The organism is Terrabacter sp. 2TAF16 (assembly GCF_052115065.1).
GTDB lineage: Bacteria > Actinomycetota > Actinomycetes > Actinomycetales > Dermatophilaceae > Terrabacter.
In genome coordinates, this window is record NZ_JBFRFZ010000006.1 from 246,664 (window position 1) to 264,140 (window position 17,477).

A 17,477-nucleotide genomic window follows, 5' to 3' on the forward strand; every position below is an offset into this window, starting at 1 on the left:
CCGATCCCGCTAGGTTGAGCCGGTGACCTCCTACGACGACGACCTTCGTCTGGCCCATGTCCTCGCGGATGCCGTCGAGAGGGTGACGATGGCACGCTTCCGTGCCGCCGACCTCGTCGTCGAGAGCAAGCCGGACCTCACGCCCGTCACCGACGCCGACCGGGCCGCCGAGGAGCTCGTCCGGCTGCAGCTCAAGCGCACCCGACCGCGTGACGCCGTCGAGGGCGAGGAGTTCGACACGACCGGGCACGGTCCGCGGCGGTGGATCATCGACCCCATCGACGGCACGAAGAACTTCGTCCGCGGCGTGCCCGTGTGGGCCACGCTCATCGGCCTCGTCGTCGACAACGTCCCGGTGCTGGGCCTCGTCGCCGCGCCGGCCCTGCAGCGTCGCTGGTGGGCCGCGACCGGCTCAGGCGCTTGGAGCGGCCGCTCCCTGTCGTCGGCCAAGCGCATCTCGGTGTCCCAGGTCGGACGGCTCGGTGACGCGTCGCTGTCGTACTCCTCGCTCGCCGGCTGGCGGGTGCGCGGCCGGCGTGACGACTTCCTCGACCTCATGGACGACTGCTGGCGGACCCGTGCCTACGGCGACTTCTGGTCCTACATGCTCGTGGCCGAGGGTGCCGCCGACATCGCGGCCGAGCCCGAGCTCGCCGTCCACGACATGGCCGCGCTCGTCGCGATCGTGCAGGAGGCCGGTGGGCGGTTCACCGGACTCGACGGCAAGGACGGCTGCTGGAGCGGCAACGCGCTCGCGACCAACGGCCTGCTGCACGACGAGGTGCTCTCGCGCATCGGCACCACGCCTGCCTGAGGCCGCCCTGGTCGGGATGCACTGGGCGGGGTGCTCTGGGCGGGGTGCTCTGGGCGGGCTGCGCTGTCCGGCATAGCCTTTCGGCATGAGCACCGACTCCGCCGACCCCGCCGACCCCGCCGACTCCGCCGACCCCGCCGACTCCTCCGTACCCGCCCCGGCGGTCCCCGTCGCATCGGTCCGCCCTGCCCGCGAGGCTGACGTGCCAGCGCTGGCCGAGGTCGCCGCAGCGACGTTCGTGCTCGCGTGTCCGCCGTCGATGACGCGTGACCGTGTCGAGGCGTTCGTCGAGGAGGTCCTCTCCCCCGCCCGCTTCACCGACTACGTCACCGACGCCCACCGCCACGTCCTCCTGGCCGAGCGCGACGGGACCGCACTGGGGTACGCGATGCTCGTCGCCGGCGACCCACAGGACGAGGACGTCAGCGCCGCGATCCGGCTCCGCCCGACCGTCGAGCTGTCCAAGATCTACGTCCTGCCGCAGGCTCATGGCACGGGCGCTGCGGCGCTGCTCATGAGCCGATCCCTGGACTGGGCACGCGACTCCGGCGCCGCCGGCGTGTGGCTGGGCGTCAACCAGCAGAACGAGCGCGCCCAGCGCTTCTACGGCAAGAGCGGCTTCGACCGAGTCGGCACCAAGCGCTTCCTCGTCGGCGGTGTCTACGAGGACGACTACGTCATGGAGCGCCCGCTCTAAACAGCCGACACACACTCCCCGGTTCGAGGTGATGCCGAGACGCACCCGGGGGTCGGCATCACCTCGAACGCGAGGTCGTTTCGGGGTCAGGCGTCGGTGACTACGGTGACGTCGCCGAGGCCGAGGGCCTCGATGGCTGGCAGGTGGGCTGCGGCGTCTCCGACGACGACGATCGTCCACCCGGCTCCGGGTTCGCCACTGCCGATGCCGGCTCCTTCGGCGAAGCGGGCGTAGGCCGCCTCGACCCGGCTGCGGTCGACGGTCGCGAGGTCGCGGAGGTTGTCGGTCGTGAACGCGGTGGTGCGACCGTCGAGAGCCATGCCCACCGCCTCGTCGGCGATGGAGTCAGCGGTGGCGTAGCGACCCGGCGCAGTCTTGGAGATGAAGTCGACACCGGAGCGGATCTCCTTGTCGCTGAACCCGTCCCGGCCGCTCTCGAGGATCTCGACGAGGAGCCTCAGTGATTCCGCGGTCGAGTCGGCGCGCACGGAGCCGGACGTGAGGAACACACCGCCGCGACGCCGCGGGCGGAAGCTCGACCGGATGCCGTAGGTGTAGCCCTTCTCCTCGCGCAGGACGGCGTCGATGCGAGCGTTCGGAGAGCCTCCCAGGACGAAGCCGAGCACGGGGTAGGGCGCCCAGCCACCCTCGACGGAGCGGTCGGGTCCAGGCGCGCCGATGACGAACTCGGTCTGCACCGAGCCCGGGCGGGACACGAGGACGATGCGACCGCGGTCGGGCGCGAGGGCGGCGGCGTGCTGGAGGTAGCGCTCCCGGTCCCGCGGACCGTGGGCCCACCCACCGAGGGCGGCCTCGACGAGGGCCGGCACGTCGAGCCCGTCGAGGTCCCCGGCGACGACCACCGTGCCGCCGGCGGCGACGACGTGCTCCGCATGGAAGTCCACGACGTCGTCTCGCGTGATCGACGAGACGGTCTCGCGCGTGCCGCCCGTGGGCCTGGACGAGCGGTCGTCGGAGGCGTAGAACGTGCGGACGAACTCGAGCCCGGCGCGGTGCGCGGCGACCGAGCGCTCCTGCTCGATCTCGGCGAGACGGGTGCGCACCTGGCGGGCGACCTCGGTCTGCGGGAAGGCCGGCTCGGTGAGGATCTGACGGAGCAGGTCGAGCGCGGGCTCGAGGTTGCCCTTGACGACGTCGAGGTCGAGGGAGAGACCGGCGTCCGCCATCCCCGCCCCGAAGCTGACACCCTTGCGCTCGAGCAGCCGGGCGAACTCCTCGGCCGTGTGCTCTGCGGTGCCCTCGTCGAGGGTGCGGGACATGATCGAGGCCACGCCCTCGCGCTCGCGCGGCTCGTCCCGGAGCGACACGGGCAGGCCGAGGCGCACCGAGACGACGTACTGGCCGGGGACGTCGTAGGTGAGCAGGCGCAGGCCGTTGGGCAGGTCGTGGGCGCTGCCCTCGGGGAAGTCCCACGGCTCGGGCGGCGCGACGACGGGGCGGGCGACGGCGGTCATGCGGCCTCCTCCGAGTCCTTGTCGGTGCGGTCGGTGTCGTCGTGCTGGTCGGCGTCCTTGCTCGTGTCGGCGAGGTAGCGCACGACCGCCCGCGACGCGGGGTCGAGCCACGCCGCCGCGGCGGCGCGGGCCTGCTCTGCGGTCACCGCGCGGATGCGCTCGACGAAGGTGTTGACGTATGCCGGGTCGCCCGTGAGCAGCGCGTGGTGGCTGATGTGGTCGGCGCGCTCCTCGATGCTCGCGAGCGCGCTCAGCCACGAGCGTTCGGTGTCGGCGATGACCGACTCGAGCTCGGCGTCATCCGGCCCCTCCTCGATGAAGCGGCGGATCTCCTCGCACACCGCGGCCTCGACCTTCTCGACGTCGGCGCCTGCGGACACGTCCACGGTGATGGTGCCGAGGCCGACGCCGTCGACGAGTCCCATCGTCCAGCCACCCACGGCCACGGCGGTCTCGTCGGTGCGGACGAGACGGCGCACGAGCCGAGAGCTCGCCAGGCCGCCGAGCACGTCGACGGCGACCTGGCAGGCGAGGTAGTCGGGAGTCGTGTCGACGGGGAGCCGGAAGGAGACGTAGATCCGGTCGTTGGGGACGTCACCGACGCGGTCGAGCCGGACCGGCTCGGAGAGCGGTGGCAGCTGCGCGTGCCGCTCCCGCGGGTGCAGCTCGATGGCCGGGAGGCCGCCGAAGTACGTCTCGGCAGCGGCGAAGCCCTCCTCCGGGGTCACGTCGCCGACGAGGGTCAGGACGGTGTTGTTGGGCCCGTAGTGCGCGCGGAAGAAGGCGCGGACGTCCTCGAGCGTCGCGGCGTCGAGGTCTTCCATCGACCCGATCGTCGGGTGGTGGTAGGGGTGGTCCTCGGGGAACGCGGTCGCGTAGATGTCGATGAGCGCCGAGCCGTAGGGCACGTTGTCGTAGCGCTGGCGCTTCTCCTCCTTGACGACGTCGCGCTGGTTGTCGAGGTTCTCCTGCGTCACGGCGTCGAGGAGGTGGCCGTGCCGATCGGCCTCGAGCCACAGCGCGAGCTCGAGTGCACCGGTCGGCACCGTCTCGAAGTAGTTCGTGCGGTCGAACCACGTCGTGGCGTTGAGCCGCGCACCCTCGTCCATGAGGGCCGAGAAGTGCTCGCCCGACGCGACGGCGCGGCTGCCCTGGAACATCAGGTGCTCGAAGAGGTGAGCGAAGCCGGTGCGTCCGGGGGTCTCGTGGCGGGAGCCGACGCCGACCCACAGGTTCACCGCGACGTTGGGCACCGTGTGGTCCTCGCTGACGATGACGCGCAGGCCGTTGGCGAGCGTGTGCTCCGCGAGCGGGTAGGAGATCGCTGTCACGGATCGACCCTATGCGACGGAGCGCGGGAGGTGACGAGTCGTGAACGCAACACCTGGGCGTCGAGTGCGTGCAGAATGCGGAGGCACCTCCCGCCGCCACCACCCCGCCACGACTGGAGTCCTCACGTTGACCGACTCGCCACAGGACGGCTCCATGCCGAAGCCTGCACACGCCTCGAGCCTCCGGCGCTTCGGCCCGTTGCTGCTTGCGGTCCTGGCCTTTCTGGTCTTCCGCGCCGTGACCTCCGACGATGCCGCCCAAGACATCTCAACGGGCCAGTGCGTCACTGCGGACCCGGCCCGAGACGTGCGGGCCGTCGACTGCTCGGACCCGTCCGCTCTGGGCAGGGTCGTCTTCGTGCAGCGAGAAGCGTTCACCGACGACTCCTCGGTCCGCCGCATCTGCGCCGATCACGGCTCGACGCGCGCGTTCACGAGTGCCGTGTCGCAGGGCGGCACCGGGACGGTCGTGTGCGTCGTGCCGCTCACATAACCGCACCCTCGCCACACTCGCCATCTCAGATAACTAATAGTTATGCTCTTCTCGGCTAGCATCACCATGCGGTATGCTTGGGTCATGGCTGGAGCCCCGGAGAACGACCTGCTGACCACGATCCGCGCGAGCGTCATCGGCGACGACCAGGTGATGCACGGCCCCTACGGCCCGCGCCGCGTCACCTACGCGGACTACACCGCGTCGGGCCGCGGCCTGACCTTCATCGAGGACTTCATCCGCGACGAGGTGCTCCCCCGCTACGCCAACACCCACACCGAGAGCTCGGGTACCGGGCTGCAGACGACGCGACTGCGCGAGGACGCCCGGCGCACCATCCGCGACGCCGTGGGTGGTGACGACGAGACGGTCGTCGTCTTCGCCGGTTCGGGCTGCACCGGGGCCATCGACAGGCTCGTCGGCATCCTCGGCCTGCGCATCCCGTCGAACTTCGAGGACCGTTGGCACGCCAGCGATCTCGTGCCCGCCGACCAGCGGCCGGTCATCTTCATCGGGCCCTACGAGCACCACTCCAACGAGGTGATGTGGCGCGAGTGCGTCGCCGACGTCATCGTCATCCCACAGGACCTCGACGGGCACGTCGACATCGAGGTGCTCCGCGAGCGTCTCGTCGAGCACGCCGACCGGCCCCTGCTCATCGGCTCGTTCTCTGCCGCGAGCAACGTCACCGGCATCGTCACCGACACCGACGCGATCTCCTCCCTGCTCCACGCGCACGGCGCGCTCGCGTTCTGGGACTACGCCGCGGCCGCGCCGTACGTCGACATCGAGATGTACGGCCGGGGCGGCCGGGGCGTCGCCGACCCGATGGCATACAAGGACGCCATCTTCCTCAGCCCGCACAAGTTCATCGGCGGCCCGAGCACGCCCGGCGTCCTCGTCGTGCGCCGCGACCTCATGACCAACCGGGTGCCGGACGTGCCCGGGGGCGGGACCGTCGCCTACGTCAACCCCGACGCCCACGACTACCTCACCGACCCCGCGCACCGGGAGGAGGGCGGCACACCCGCCATCATCGAGGCCATCCGCGCCGGGCTCGTCTTCAAGCTCAAGGAGGCCGTCGGCGTGGAGACCATCCGCGCCCGCGAGGACCACTTCCTCCAGCGCGCGGTCACGGCCTGGCGCGACGAGCCCGCCATCGAGATCCTCGGCAACCTCGAGGCCGAGCGCCTGTCGATCGTGTCGTTCGTCGTCCACGCGCAGGGCGAGCGCTACCTCCACCACAACTTCGTCGTCGCCGTGCTCAACGACCTCTTCGGCATCCAGGCCCGCGGCGGCTGCTCGTGCGCGGGGCCCTACGGCCACTATCTCCTGGGCATCGACCTCGAGCGCTCGCACGAGTTCGAGCGCGAGATCGGGCGCGGCTGCGAGGGCATCAAGCCGGGCTGGGTGCGGGTCAACTTCAACTACTTCATCTCCGACGTCGTCGCCGACTACGTCATCGAGGCCGTCCGCCTCGTGGCCCGCGACGGCTGGCGACTGCTCGGCGACTACGACTTCGAGCCAGCGACAGGGCTCTGGCGCCACCAGGACGGGCCTGTCGAACCCCCGCTGCGGCTGCACCAGGTGAGCTTCGAGCAGGGCCACCTGACCTACCCCGCGCAGCTCGAGAGGGCTGGCGAGGACGCACTCGCCGGACACCTCGCCGACGCGCGTGCGGTCCTCGCCGCCGCGACGCCGGAGCGGTGCGACGAGGCGCACGTCAACGTCGACTTCGACCACCTCAGGTGGTTCGAGCTGCCCGTCCGCAGCCTCTCTCGCTGAGGCGGAGGGCGCCCGAGGTCAGGGGACGAGCACGAGCTTGCCGCCGGCGCGACCGCTGTCGCTCAGCGCCTGCGCCTCGGACGCCTCGGCGAGCGGCAACACGCGCGAGATGGTCGTCGTGACGGCACCGGACGCCCGCTGGGCCACGAGGTCGGCGAGCTCCTCCGCCGAACGCTGGGACGTGCCGCTGAAGGTGACGCCCGTGGTGAAGGCGGCCGGGTCGGCGATCGTGACGAGCCGGTCGGGGCTGCCGAGGAGCTCGACCGACTGGTCGAGCACACCGGCGCCGCTCGCGTCGAGCACGGCGTCCACCCCGTTCGGCGCCAGGGCGCGCACGCGGTCGAGCCAGCCGTCGCCGTACGTCGTCGGCGTGGCGCCGAGGGCCGCGACACGCTCCTGGTTGGCGGCCGAGGCCGTGCCGATGACGGTGGCACCGCCCGCGACGGCGAGCTGGGTCGCGACCTCGCCGACCACCCCGCTGGCCCCGTGCACGAGCAGCGTCTCGCCGGGCTGCACGCCCAGGAGGCGCAGGACGCGTCGGGACGTCTCGCCCGCGACGGGCAGCGACACGGCGACGGTGGCGTCGAGCGCGTCGGGCAGGACGGCATACGTGCTCAGCACGGCGAGCTCGGCGTAGGCACCGCCCTCCGCGAACCCGACGACCCGGTCGCCCACGGCGACGTCGGTGACGCCGTCCCCCAGCGCGTCGACGACACCGGCCGCCTCGAGACCGAGCACGAGCGGGAACGTCGTGTCGGGCGGGGCCATGAGGCCGCTGCGGGCCTTGCCGTCGGCGGGGTTGACCCCGACCGCCTCGACCCGGACCCGGACCTGACCGGGGGCCGGCTGCGGGTCGGGCCGCTGCGCCTCGTGCAGCTCCTCGGGTCCGCCGAACCGGTCGATGACGATGGCCTTCATGGTGCCTCCTGCTGCCCGGGCCGCCCGACGGGCGACGTCACCCGGACAACGACGTGGACCGCTCGCGTATGCCGCCGCGTCCGGTCCCTGGTCACCGCACCCTCGCAGCGTTGTCCGCCGTCACGGCGCCATCGCGGCATACCCCGTCGCGTCGTGGACCGCGACGCCGGCGTACGTCGCGTAGGCCGAGGCACCCGAGTCGACCTGGGCGAGCTGGTCGTTCATCCGTGTCAGGGTCTGGCCGTAGAAGGTCTGCTTGACCTCGGCGGGGTCGGCCCCGAGGTCGTTCGTCTCCTGGCCGATCCGGATGGGCCTGCCGAGCGCCGCTGCGGTCCTGAGCTCGCCGGCGGCGATGGCGAGGGTGCCGTCGGGGCCGGCGGCCGTGTTGCGGTAGGCCATGATCGTCACCGCCGAGACGCGACGCATCGTCTCCGTGTCGAGGGTCGACTTCCTGCCGGCTGTGACGTGGCCGAACCAGAAGGGGATGTCCGCCTCGAGGGGGCGGCCACCACTGGCGGCCACGAGAAGGTCGAGCAGGGTGAGGTACCTCGACACGGTCGTCGACTGCCGTGTGGTCCAGGCCGGCGTCGTCCACGGCTCGACGTCGACGTGGAGGCCGGTGAACAGGCCCGTCGCGATGGTGGGCCTGACCCAGTGGTCAACGGCCCACGGAGCGTCGTCGACCCAGCCGGGGTCGCCGCCGAGCGCATCGACGCGCAGTCCAGCCGCCCTGGCCCGGGTCACGAGGGCGCGCACCGTCGGCAGCGCGGGGCTCGTCGCGAGGTCGGGCGGCACGCCCACGAAGAGCGTCCCGATGCCACGCGACTGGGCGAGCTGGACCACGGCCCCCGCGTCGGTCCACGACCACACCCACATCGCGCGGCCCGATGTCGTGGCTGCGGTCGACGACTGCGCCGACAGCACCACCGACCCGACCATGAGCATGAGCACGAGCATCGCAGCCGCGGCGGAGAGCCGGGCGCGCACCCCGGGGCGGCCCCTGTCCCGAGCCACGTGGGACCGCCCGACGCACGGCTGTCTGACGCGTGCTCGTTGTCATGACGCACCTCCTGCGCGCCGGACCCCGAGACAGCGAATGTCACGGACGTGTGCCCGGCGTGGCGGGGGAATGCGTCAGAGACGGGGGTCGACCGGTTCCGACTCGAGGGCGAGCACGGCGAAGACGGGCTCGTGGACGCGCCACAGCGGCTCGCCCCGGGCCAGTCGCTCCAGGGACTCGAGCCCGAGCGCGTACTCGCGCAGGGCGAGGGACCGCTTGTGCCCGAGGTTGCGTTCCCGGAGCCGCTCGAGGTGGTGCGGCACCGTGTAGTCGGGTCCGTAGATGATGCGGAGGTACTCCCGGCCGCGCACCTTGAGGCCCGGCTGAACGAGACCCGCGCGGGTGCGCAGCATGCCGGCAGCCGGCTTGACGACCATGCCCTCGCCACCCGAGGCGGTGAGGTCCTCCCACCACCGCACCCCGGCCGCGACCGACGACGGGTCGGCGGTGTCGACGACGAGACGGCGCGTCGTGCGGAAGGTCGTCGGGTCGGCGTCGACGAGGCGGTCGATGCGGTCGAGGTGCCACCGGTGCCCGCGGTCGTGCCACGTGCTGCCCTCGCCCGCGAGCAGCTGGAAGGGCGCGAGCCGCACGCCCTCGAGACCGTCGACGTCCCAGCAGTACCGGCGGTATGCCGCCGTGAACGCCTCGGCGTTGGCCCGCCGCGCCGTGGTGCGACCGAGCAGGGCGGCGACGTCGAGACCGCGGCCGGCAGCCCGCTCGAGCACGTCGACGGCGGCGGGCAGCGCGGCGCGTGCCGCCGCGCCGACGGACGCGTACTGCTCGCGCAGCAGCGCCTCGGCCTTGAGCGACCACGGCAGGAGCTCGGCGTCGAGCAGGAGCCAGTCGGTCCCGAGCTCGTCCCAGAGCCCGGCCTCCCCCACGGCCGTCCGCACCCGCGCGAGGAGGGACTCGGTGAGCGGGCCGTCGAGGAACGACCGACCCGTGCGGGTGTGCACGACCCCGGTCTCGCCCGACCGGGCCCCGAAGCGCCGGGCTGCCGTGGCGGCGTCGCGGCACACGAGCACGACGGCTCGCGAGCCCATGTGCTTCTCCTCGCACACGACCTCACCCACACCGGCCTCGGCGTAGGCGGCGAAGGCCTCGTCGGGGTGCTCGAGCAGGTCGGGGCGCCGCGACGTCGCAACCGGCGCCATGGTCGGCGGCAGGTAGCCGAGCCAGCGCGGGTGCACGGCGAAGCGGCTCATCACCTCGAGAGCGCCGGCGGCGTTCTCGCCGCGGATCGAGATGCGCCCGTGGTGGCCCGTCTCGACGACGCGGCGCCCGAGGACGTCCGTGAGGTCGAGGTCGTCGTCGCCACGGGCCTGACCGGCGCGGGCGTCGCCCGCGGCTCCGGTGCCCCCGCCGGCGACCGGGAACGGCTTGGACGGTGCGTACCAGACCTGCTCGGCGGTGACCTGCACGACCTCCTTCTCCGGGTAGCGCAGTGCCGTGAGGTGACCGCCGAAGGCGCACCCGGTGTCGAGGCACATCGTGTTGTTGACCCACTCGGGGTCGGGAGTCGGCGTGTGGCCGTAGAGGACCATCGCCCGGCCGCGGTAGTCGCGCGCCCACGGGTAGCGGACGGGCAGCCCGAACTCGTCGGTCTCCCCCGTCGTGTCGCCGTAGAGGGCGAACGACCGGACCCGCCCCGAGGCCCGTCCGTGGTAGGCCTCCTTGAGCCCCGCGTGGGCGACCACGAGCCGGCCGTCGTCGAGCACGAGGTGCGACACCAGGCCGTAGCACCAGTCACGCACGGCCGCGCGGAACTCGGCGGGCTCCTGCTCGAGCTGGGCGAGCGTCGTCTCGAGCCCGTGGCTCACCTGGACGCGGGCGCCGTCGAGCGCGCGGACGAGCTTGTGCTCGTGGTTGCCCGGGACCGCGAGGGCGTGCCCCGCCGCCGTCATGCCCATGGCGAGGCGCAGCACCCCCGGGGTGTCGGGACCCCGGTCGACGAGGTCGCCGACGAACACGGCACGGCGGCCCTCGGGGTGCTCGGCGTCGATGGCTCGCCCCCCGTCGTCGCGGACCATCGCGTAGCCGAGCCGGTCGAGCAGCTGCTCCAGCTCGACCCGGCAGCCGTGCACGTCGCCGATGACGTCGAACGGGCCGTGCTCGTCGCGACGGTCGTTGAGCAGTCGCTCGCGGATGACCTCGACCGAAGCGATCTCGTCGACGCCGTTCAGCACGTGGACCTTGCGGAAGCCTTCTCTCCCAAGGCCTTTGAGTGACCGACGGAGCTGGTCGTGGTGCCGTCTGACGACGTGGGCGCCGAAGTCGCGGTCGGGCCGCTCGCGGTTGCGCTCGACGGCGACGGCCACCGGCACGTCGAGGACGACGGCGACGGGCAGCACGTCGTGCGCCTTGGCGAGCTCGACGAGCTGGCGCCGAGCGTCCTTCGAGACGTTGGTCGCGTCGACGACCGTGAGCCGTCCGGCGGCGAGTCTCTTGCCGGCGATGTAGGCGAGCACGTCGAAGGCGTCCTTCGAGGCCGCCTGGTCGTTCTCGTCGTCGGACACGAGCCCGCGGCAGAAGTCGCTCGAGATGACCTCGAAGCGGCCGAAGTGCTGTGCCGCGAACGTCGACTTGCCCGACCCGGACGCCCCGACGAGGGCGACGAGGGCGAGCTCCGGGATCGCGATCGTCGTCATGCCGCACCACCTTCGCTCGTCAGGTCGGCGTCGGCCGCGGAGTCCGGAGGGAGGTCCACGCGGCGGAAGAGCGCGAGCTGGGTGGGTGACCCGACCTCCGGGTCCACCTCGCCCACGGGACGCAGCTCGACGGCGTACCCGTGGGTCTCGGCGACGGCCCAGGCCCACCGCCCGAACTCGGCCCGGGTCCACTCGAACCGGTGGTCGGGGTGTCGCATCGCGCCGGCCGCGAGACGCTCGTAGCGCACGTTGAACTCGGCGTTCGGCGTGGTCACGACGACCGCCGCCGGGCGTGCGTGGCCGAAGACGCTGCGCTCGAGGGCCGGCAGCCGATCGGGGTCGAGGTGCTCGACCACCTCCATGAGGACGACGGCGTCGAAGCCCTCGAGCGCGCGGTCGCGGTAGGTGGCCGACGACTGGCGCAGCGTCAGGCGCGCACGGACGCTGTCGGGCATCCGCTCCAGCGCGAGGCGCCGCTCGGCACGTTCGAGGGCACCGGGCGCGACGTCGACGCCGACGACCTCGGTGAACGCGGGGTCGGCCAGCAGCTCGCGCAGCAGCGCGCCCTCGCCGCAGCCGAGGTCGACGACGCGGTGCGAGGCCGTGTCGCGCAGGGCGGCGAGGACGGCGGCGGACCGGAGTCGGACGAGCGGGGTCGCCGGCTCGACATCGTCACCGTCACCGCCGGTGGTCGGCTCGGGCTGCAGCGACTCGGCGGCGACGTCGTCGAGCGCGTCGAGGCGCTCGGTGGCCTCCGCGACGAACTCGCGCTGGTGCTTGAGGTAGCGACGGGTGACGAGGTCGCGCTCCGGGTGGCTGCCCAGCCACGCGCCGGCGTTCCGGACGAGCTTGTCGACCTCGTCGGTGCTGACCCAGTAGTGCTTCGCGCCGTCGAGCACCGGCAGGAGCACGTAGAGGTGGCTCAGGGCGTCGGCGAGCGGCATGGTGCCCGTCAGCGTCACGTCGGCGTAGCGCGAGTCGCCCCACCGCGGCACCTCGGGGTCGAGGGCGACGGCGTCGGCCCGGACCTGCCAGCCGAGGGGCGCGAAGAGCCGCCGGACGAGGTCCACGCCGCCCGAGCAGGGCAGCGCCGGCACGGCGACGGTGAGCGGGAGGGCGGCGCCCTCGAGGTCCGGTCGGGCCGGGCAGCGTCCCTTGAGCGCCGTGCCCCACACCTTGCCGAGCGCCACCGCGAGCATCGACGACGCGGCATACGGACGGTCGTTGACGTACTGGGCGAGCGCGAATCCGTCGCCGCCGAAACGTTTGCCCCGGACGATGCCGACGGGGTCGACCTCGAGCAGCAACGCTGCGGTGCACCGCCGCTCGTCCGACTCGGGGTAGAAGACGTGTGCCGTGCCGACCGGCAGCTCGAAGGACTGCACACGGTCCGGGTGCTTGTGCAGCAGGTAGCCGAGGTCGCTCGCGACCGTGGTCCCCGTCGCCGTCGTCGTGATGGTCAGCAGCACGGGCTCATTGTGCACGCCACGAGCGGGATGCCGGGCGACGCGCGGACCTCCTGTGGATGAGCCGTCCTGGTCGCACGACCGCGACGATCGGGCATGCTGGGCGCATGGACGGGCCCCTTCTTCTCGCCGGCGACCGCCTCGCCGAGCTGGCGCTGGCGCCGCTGACCTATCCGGAGGTGGGTGCGAGCCTGCGCAAGGGCCCCCTCCCGGCGGGTTACGGGCACCTGCGACGGCGCGCCGTCGTCGGTCACGGCCCGGACGCCCTCGACCGTGCGACGGAGGCGCTGCTCGGGTGGGCCGTCCAGCGCGGCGCCGGCGTGCGCGTGGTCGCCTCGAGCCCGCTCGTGCTGCCCGCCGTCGTCGCCGACCTGCGCCTCGGCCCCGGGCCGCTGTCCCTCCGGGCACCCGTACGCGTCGTCGACGTCGTCGAGGGACCGCGGCGTCGCGGTTTCGCCTACGGCACGCTCCCCGGACACCCGGAGGCGGGCGAGGAGTCGTTCGTCGTGTCGCTCGGGGAGGACGGCGCGGTCACCTTCACGGTGCGCGCGTTCTCACGCCCGGACGGCGCCCTGGCGCGCCTCAGCGGCCCCGTCGGGCGCCGGGCGCAGCGTCTCGTCGCGGGCCGCTACCTGAGGTCCCTGGGGTCTCTCGTTCGGACGTCCTGAACCTCGAGGCTGGCTGGGGCGACGTGCTGGCCCGGCGACGGCCGAGGGCGACGGCCCGGGGCGACGCTCAGTGCAGGAACGTCTTGGAGACGACCATGACGACGCCGAGCAGGGCCGCTGCGAGCGACTCCCGGACGGCCCTGCGCGGGCTCGAGCCCGCGGCGCGAGCCCCGAGATAGCCGACCGCCCCGAGCTCGATGACGGTGAGCCACAGGGCGAGGTTGACCGCGAGCGCGGTATCGGCCCCGAGCAGGGAGGCGACGAGGACGACCACGATCGCCGGTACACCGCCCATGAGCACGCGCGACTCGTGGCGTACGGCGGCCACCATCCGCCGTGGCAACGGCGACCCGACGTGCGTGAACTGGTCGGAGAAGGCGCGCACGTAGACGTCGGCGAGCCAATAGACGACGAGGACGAAGACCGCCGCGAGGACGACGCGCCCCGTCGACGGCGCGTGGTTCGCGGTCGCGCTCATGACAGCGCCGGTGATGATGGCCCCGTAGAGCAGTCCGGCCGGGTTGCCCCGGGCGATGAGCCGCGTGGCCCGCTCCCGGGCTGTCTCCTCCACCACGGCCGGCTCCCCTCAGCGTGCGCCACCGGACGCGGCGCCTCGAGCCCAGCCTGCCGCGACGGCAGGTCGTTGCGCCAGTGGCTCGCCGGGGAACGACGAAGGGCCCCAGATCACTCTGGGGCCCTTCGTGTCGCTGACGCGATCAGTAGCGGGGGCAGGATTTGAACCTGCGACCTCCGGGTTATGAGCCCGGCGAGCTACCGAGCTGCTCCACCCCGCGTCGGCAAGAGCAACGTTACGCGAAACCTCGCGCAGGACCAAATCGGGGTCCGGTCGTGCTCAGATCCACCGTGGTCGACGCCGGAACGACCTGTGGCAGCACGCGATTCGCGTGCTGCCACAGGTCGTGATCGAGATCGGTCGGTCAGGGTGTCGCGGTCGGCGCCGACCGCGGTGAGGCCTCGACCGCGCGCGTCAGCGCCTCCTTGAGCTTGGCCTGCGCCTGACCGTAGGCGGCGAAGTCACCCCGCTTGAGAGCAGCCTCGCCCTCGACGTACGCCGCCTGGGCGTCCTTGAGCGCCTTCGACAGCGCCGCCGCGTCCGGGCTCCCGGGCGTCGCGGTCGACGGCGTCGGCGTCGGCGTCGCCGTGCTGCCCGGCGTGGGTGTCGGAGTCGGGGTGGGAGTCGGAGTCGTGCCGGTGTCACCGGCCTGCGCACCCGACGAACCACCGAAGAGGTCGTTGAGAGCCGCATCGAGCGAGCCGGCCCAGGCGATCTTGTCGCCGAAGGCGACCGCCACGGCCGAGAGGCGCGGGTAGGTACCCGAGCCGCTCGATCGGGCCTGGACGTAGATCGGCTGGACGTAGAGCAGTCCCCCACCGACCGGCAGGGTCAGCTGGTTGCCGAAGATGACGCTGGCCCCGGTCGACGAGGTCGTCGAGATGAACTGCGCCAGGGTCAGCTGGCGACCGAGCGACGCGTCGTTGGAGGTGACGGTCGAGGTCCGCATGTCGTTGTAGACCTGACCGGGGCCGTTGACCGACCCACCCGTCGTCTCGAGAAGGCGCATCTTGCCGTAGGCCGACGACTTCTTGCCGTCCTGGCTGCCCGCGTCGCCGTCCACGGCGAGGAAGCCCGAGAGCACGTTGCGGTCACCGGTCGGCATGAAGGTCGAGGTCAGCGAGAACGCCGGGCTCGACTGGTCGGGCATCGCGAGCGAGAGGTAGTACGGCGGCTGGAGCAGGTTGTCGGCGGGCTGCGTCGGGTCGTCGGGCACGCGCCAGAAGTTCTGGCCGCCGTAGAACGACGCTGCGTCCTGGTCGTGGTACTTCTCCAGCAGCGTGCGCTGCACCTTGAAGAGGTCCTCCGGGTAGCGCAGGTGCGCCATGAGCGAGCCCTTGATGTCGCTGAGCGGCTTGACCGTGCCCGGGAAGATCGACATCCACGCCTTGAGCACCGGGTCCTGCTCGTCCCACTGGTAGAGCGTCACCGTGCCGTCGTAGGCGTCCACCGTCGCCTTGACGGAGTTGCGGACGTAGTTGACCTGGCCGGCCTGCACGGCACGCACCGAGTTGCGGGTGCTCGTCACGGCGTCCTCGGTCGCCGTGTCGAGCGTCGTCGTCTGGGAGTACGGGTAGTTCGCCGACGTCGTGTAGCCGTCGAGGATCCACTGGACCCGACCGTCGACGACCGCGGGGTAGGCGTTGCCGTCGAGCGTCAGCCACGGCGCGACCCGCTGCACGCGCTCACGCGGCGTTCGGTGGTCGAGGACGCGCGAGTCGTTGGTCACCGCGTCGGAGAGGAGGAAGTTGATCTCGCGGTACTTCACGGCATACGCGAGGCGCCGGACGGCGTCGAGCTGCACGCCACCCACGCCGGCGTACGTGTAGTTGATCTGCCCGGTGCCCTGGGGGTCCGGGTAGTCGAACTCCTGCTTGTTGCCGCCGACGATGGAGTACTCCGGCGAGTTCTCACCGAAGTAGATGCGCGGCTCGTACTTCCCGAGCGCACCCTCGGTGCCGATCTGCGACTCGATGAAGGTCGGACGACCGTCGGGTTCCCGCGTGTTGCCCTTGGCCGCGACGACGCCGTAGCCGTGGGTGTAGACGGTGTGGTCGTTGAGCCAGTTGCGCTGGCCGTCGGGCACGCCGCTGAGGTCGAGCTCGCGGGCTGCGATGACGGTGTCCTGGGACTTGCCCTCGATCTGGTAGCGGTCGACGTCGAGCACGTCGGCGAACTGGTAGTAGCCCTTGCTCGCCTCGAGCTGCTTGAACGTGGGGCCCACGACGTTGGGGTCGATGAGTCGGATGCCCGGCACCGTGGCCGCGTCGCCACGCAGCTGGCCGGGCGCCGCGACGGTCTTCGTGTCGTACGAGTCGACGTTGATCTCACTGAAGCCGTAGGCCGCCCGGGTCGCGTTGATGTTGCGCTGGATGTACGGGACCTCGAGAGACTTCTCCGACGGACGCACCTTGAGCGACTGCACGAGGGCCGGGTAGATGCCACCGACCGCGACGACGATGACCGCCAGCACGGCGACGCCGACGAGCGGCAGGCGCCACGAGCGCGTCCAGATCGTCGTGAGGAACATGATCGCGCACATGACGGCGGCCAGCGCGAGGATGCCTTTCGTCGGGATGATCGCGTGCGACTCGGTGTACTGGATGCCGGTGATCTTCGTCGACTGCGCGGTCGCGAGGTTGTAGCGGTCGACCCAGAAGGCGACGGCGCGCACGAGCACGAGGGCGGCCGCGATGACCGACAGGTGCACGCGGGCGGCCTGGGTCGAGCGCATCTTGTTGCCGGCGACGATGCCGCCGTAGAGGTAGTGCGTGAAGGCGGCCGTGATGAAGCCGATGACGAGGATCATCGTCAGGAACGCGACGACGAAGTTGATCCACGGCAGGTCGAAGACGAAGAAGCCGATGTCGAGGCTGAACTCGGGGTCGGTGGTGCCGAACGGGCTGCCGTTGCGCCACAGCAGGAAGGTGTCCCACTGCGTCGCTGCCGACAGACCGGCGAAGAGGCCGACCGCGAGCGGTGCCGCGATCGTCGCGGTGCGACGCATCGGCTCGACGAGCTGGCGGTAGTGCTCCATGGCCTGCGTGTCGGGCGACGGGGCGTAGATCGGACGGTTGCGGAAGGCGAAGTGGATGCTCGACCACACCATCGCTGCTGTCAGCAGCCCACCGACGAGACCCAGCAGGATCTTCGTGACGATCTGGGTGCTGAAGACCCCCGCGAAGCCGACCGACTGGTACCACAGCACCTCGGTCCAGAACTGCGCCGCGATGGCGATGACCACGAGCAGCGCGGCCGCCACGACGAGGGACGTGACGAGCGGGCGTCGGGTGGGCGGCAGCGTGGCCGCGTCGGGACGTCGGGGCGAGCCCGAGTCGTCGTCGTTGAAGTTGCCCGGCGGGGGGCCGAAGTTGCTGTCGCTCACGTGGAGTGCCTTGGGTGCTGGGGCGGGCAGGTGGTCGGGCGGACCCGTGGGCAGCCTCCTGAGGCCGCCTGCGGCAACCATAACCCGCGCTCGTGCGGCACCCGCTGCGCGATACCGCAACGTGACCGGCGCGAGACCCCGAGCGTCGAGGGCGTATGCG

At 71.9% G+C, this 17,477-nt stretch carries 13 protein-coding genes and 1 tRNA gene; 5 read left to right on the forward strand and 9 right to left on the reverse strand.

From position 1 onward, the window contains the following. The first annotated feature begins 22 nt into the window (after positions 1–22). Entirely contained in the window at positions 23–814 is a 792-nt protein-coding gene (hisN, locus tag AB4Z14_RS09950) for a histidinol-phosphatase (protein ID WP_056824182.1), read from the forward strand. Positions 815–899: 85 nt separating this feature from the next. Beyond that, entirely contained in the window at positions 900–1,511 is a 612-nt protein-coding gene (locus AB4Z14_RS09955) for a GNAT family N-acetyltransferase (protein ID WP_442275058.1), read from the forward strand. 86 nt (positions 1,512–1,597) lie between these two features. Here the strand turns inward: AB4Z14_RS09955 and AB4Z14_RS09960 are convergent, their stop codons facing one another. Both AB4Z14_RS09960 and AB4Z14_RS09965 read right to left on the reverse strand, forming a co-directional pair. Further along, complete coding sequence (locus AB4Z14_RS09960; RefSeq protein ID WP_442275059.1) at positions 1,598–2,986, reverse strand: M16 family metallopeptidase; 1,389 nt, start codon at positions 2,984–2,986, stop codon at positions 1,598–1,600. Continuing rightward, positions 2,983–4,317, reverse strand: a complete 1,335-nt coding sequence (locus AB4Z14_RS09965; protein WP_442275060.1) for a M16 family metallopeptidase — start codon at positions 4,315–4,317, stop codon at positions 2,983–2,985. Before AB4Z14_RS09965 ends, AB4Z14_RS09960 begins: the two co-directional genes overlap by 4 nt. 154 nt (positions 4,318–4,471) lie before the next feature. On the opposite strand from AB4Z14_RS09965, the gene AB4Z14_RS09970 reads away from it, so the two are divergent. Together AB4Z14_RS09970 and AB4Z14_RS09975 are read left to right on the forward strand one after the other, a co-directional pair. Next, entirely contained in the window at positions 4,472–4,810 is a 339-nt protein-coding gene (locus tag AB4Z14_RS09970) for a hypothetical protein (protein WP_156415375.1), read from the forward strand. Between the two features lie 84 nt (positions 4,811–4,894). Then, entirely contained in the window at positions 4,895–6,595 is a 1,701-nt protein-coding gene (locus tag AB4Z14_RS09975; RefSeq protein ID WP_442275061.1) for an aminotransferase class V-fold PLP-dependent enzyme, read from the forward strand. Positions 6,596–6,613: 18 nt separating this feature from the next. Here the strand turns inward: AB4Z14_RS09975 and AB4Z14_RS09980 are convergent, their stop codons facing one another. The 4 genes from AB4Z14_RS09980 to AB4Z14_RS09995 all read right to left on the reverse strand — a co-directional run bounded on the left by AB4Z14_RS09980 (position 6,614) and on the right by AB4Z14_RS09995 (position 12,693). Beyond that, positions 6,614–7,513 (reverse strand): quinone oxidoreductase family protein, encoded by a 900-nt coding sequence (locus AB4Z14_RS09980; RefSeq protein WP_442275062.1) that lies wholly within the window; start codon positions 7,511–7,513, stop codon positions 6,614–6,616. Between the two features lie 120 nt (positions 7,514–7,633). After that, positions 7,634–8,527: a hypothetical protein gene (locus AB4Z14_RS09985; RefSeq protein ID WP_442275063.1), complete on the reverse strand. Its 894-nt coding sequence runs from the start codon at positions 8,525–8,527 to the stop codon at positions 7,634–7,636. 120 nt (positions 8,528–8,647) lie between these two features. Then, the gene (locus AB4Z14_RS09990; protein ID WP_442275064.1) at positions 8,648–11,224 is read right to left on the reverse strand and encodes a polynucleotide kinase-phosphatase; all 2,577 of its coding nucleotides are present in this window, start codon (positions 11,222–11,224) and stop codon (positions 8,648–8,650) included. Beyond that, positions 11,221–12,693 carry a 3' terminal RNA ribose 2'-O-methyltransferase Hen1 gene (locus AB4Z14_RS09995; RefSeq protein WP_442275065.1) on the reverse strand — a complete coding sequence of 491 codons (1,473 nt, stop codon included), beginning with the start codon at positions 12,691–12,693 and terminating at the stop codon, positions 11,221–11,223. The genes AB4Z14_RS09990 and AB4Z14_RS09995 overlap by 4 nt, the downstream gene beginning before the upstream one ends. Positions 12,694–12,797: 104 nt before the next feature. Here AB4Z14_RS09995 and AB4Z14_RS10000 point away from each other — a divergent pair, with 104 nt between their 5' ends. Continuing rightward, a complete protein-coding gene (locus tag AB4Z14_RS10000; protein WP_442275066.1) occupies positions 12,798–13,358 on the forward strand; it encodes a DUF1990 family protein in 561 nt (186 codons plus the stop codon). A gap of 67 nt (positions 13,359–13,425) precedes the next feature. Here the strand turns inward: AB4Z14_RS10000 and AB4Z14_RS10005 are convergent, their stop codons facing one another. From AB4Z14_RS10005 to AB4Z14_RS10015, 3 genes are all read right to left on the reverse strand, one after another. After that, on the reverse strand, positions 13,426–13,932 hold the full coding sequence (locus AB4Z14_RS10005) for a hypothetical protein (protein ID WP_442275067.1): 507 nt from the start codon (positions 13,930–13,932) through the stop codon (positions 13,426–13,428). A 146-nt stretch (positions 13,933–14,078) separates the two neighbouring features. Next, a tRNA-Met gene (locus AB4Z14_RS10010) sits at positions 14,079–14,152 on the reverse strand. A 144-nt stretch (positions 14,153–14,296) separates the two neighbouring features. Continuing rightward, the gene (locus AB4Z14_RS10015) at positions 14,297–17,317 is read right to left on the reverse strand and encodes a UPF0182 family membrane protein (RefSeq protein ID WP_442275068.1); all 3,021 of its coding nucleotides are present in this window, start codon (positions 17,315–17,317) and stop codon (positions 14,297–14,299) included. Positions 17,318–17,477: the final 160 nt, after the last annotated feature.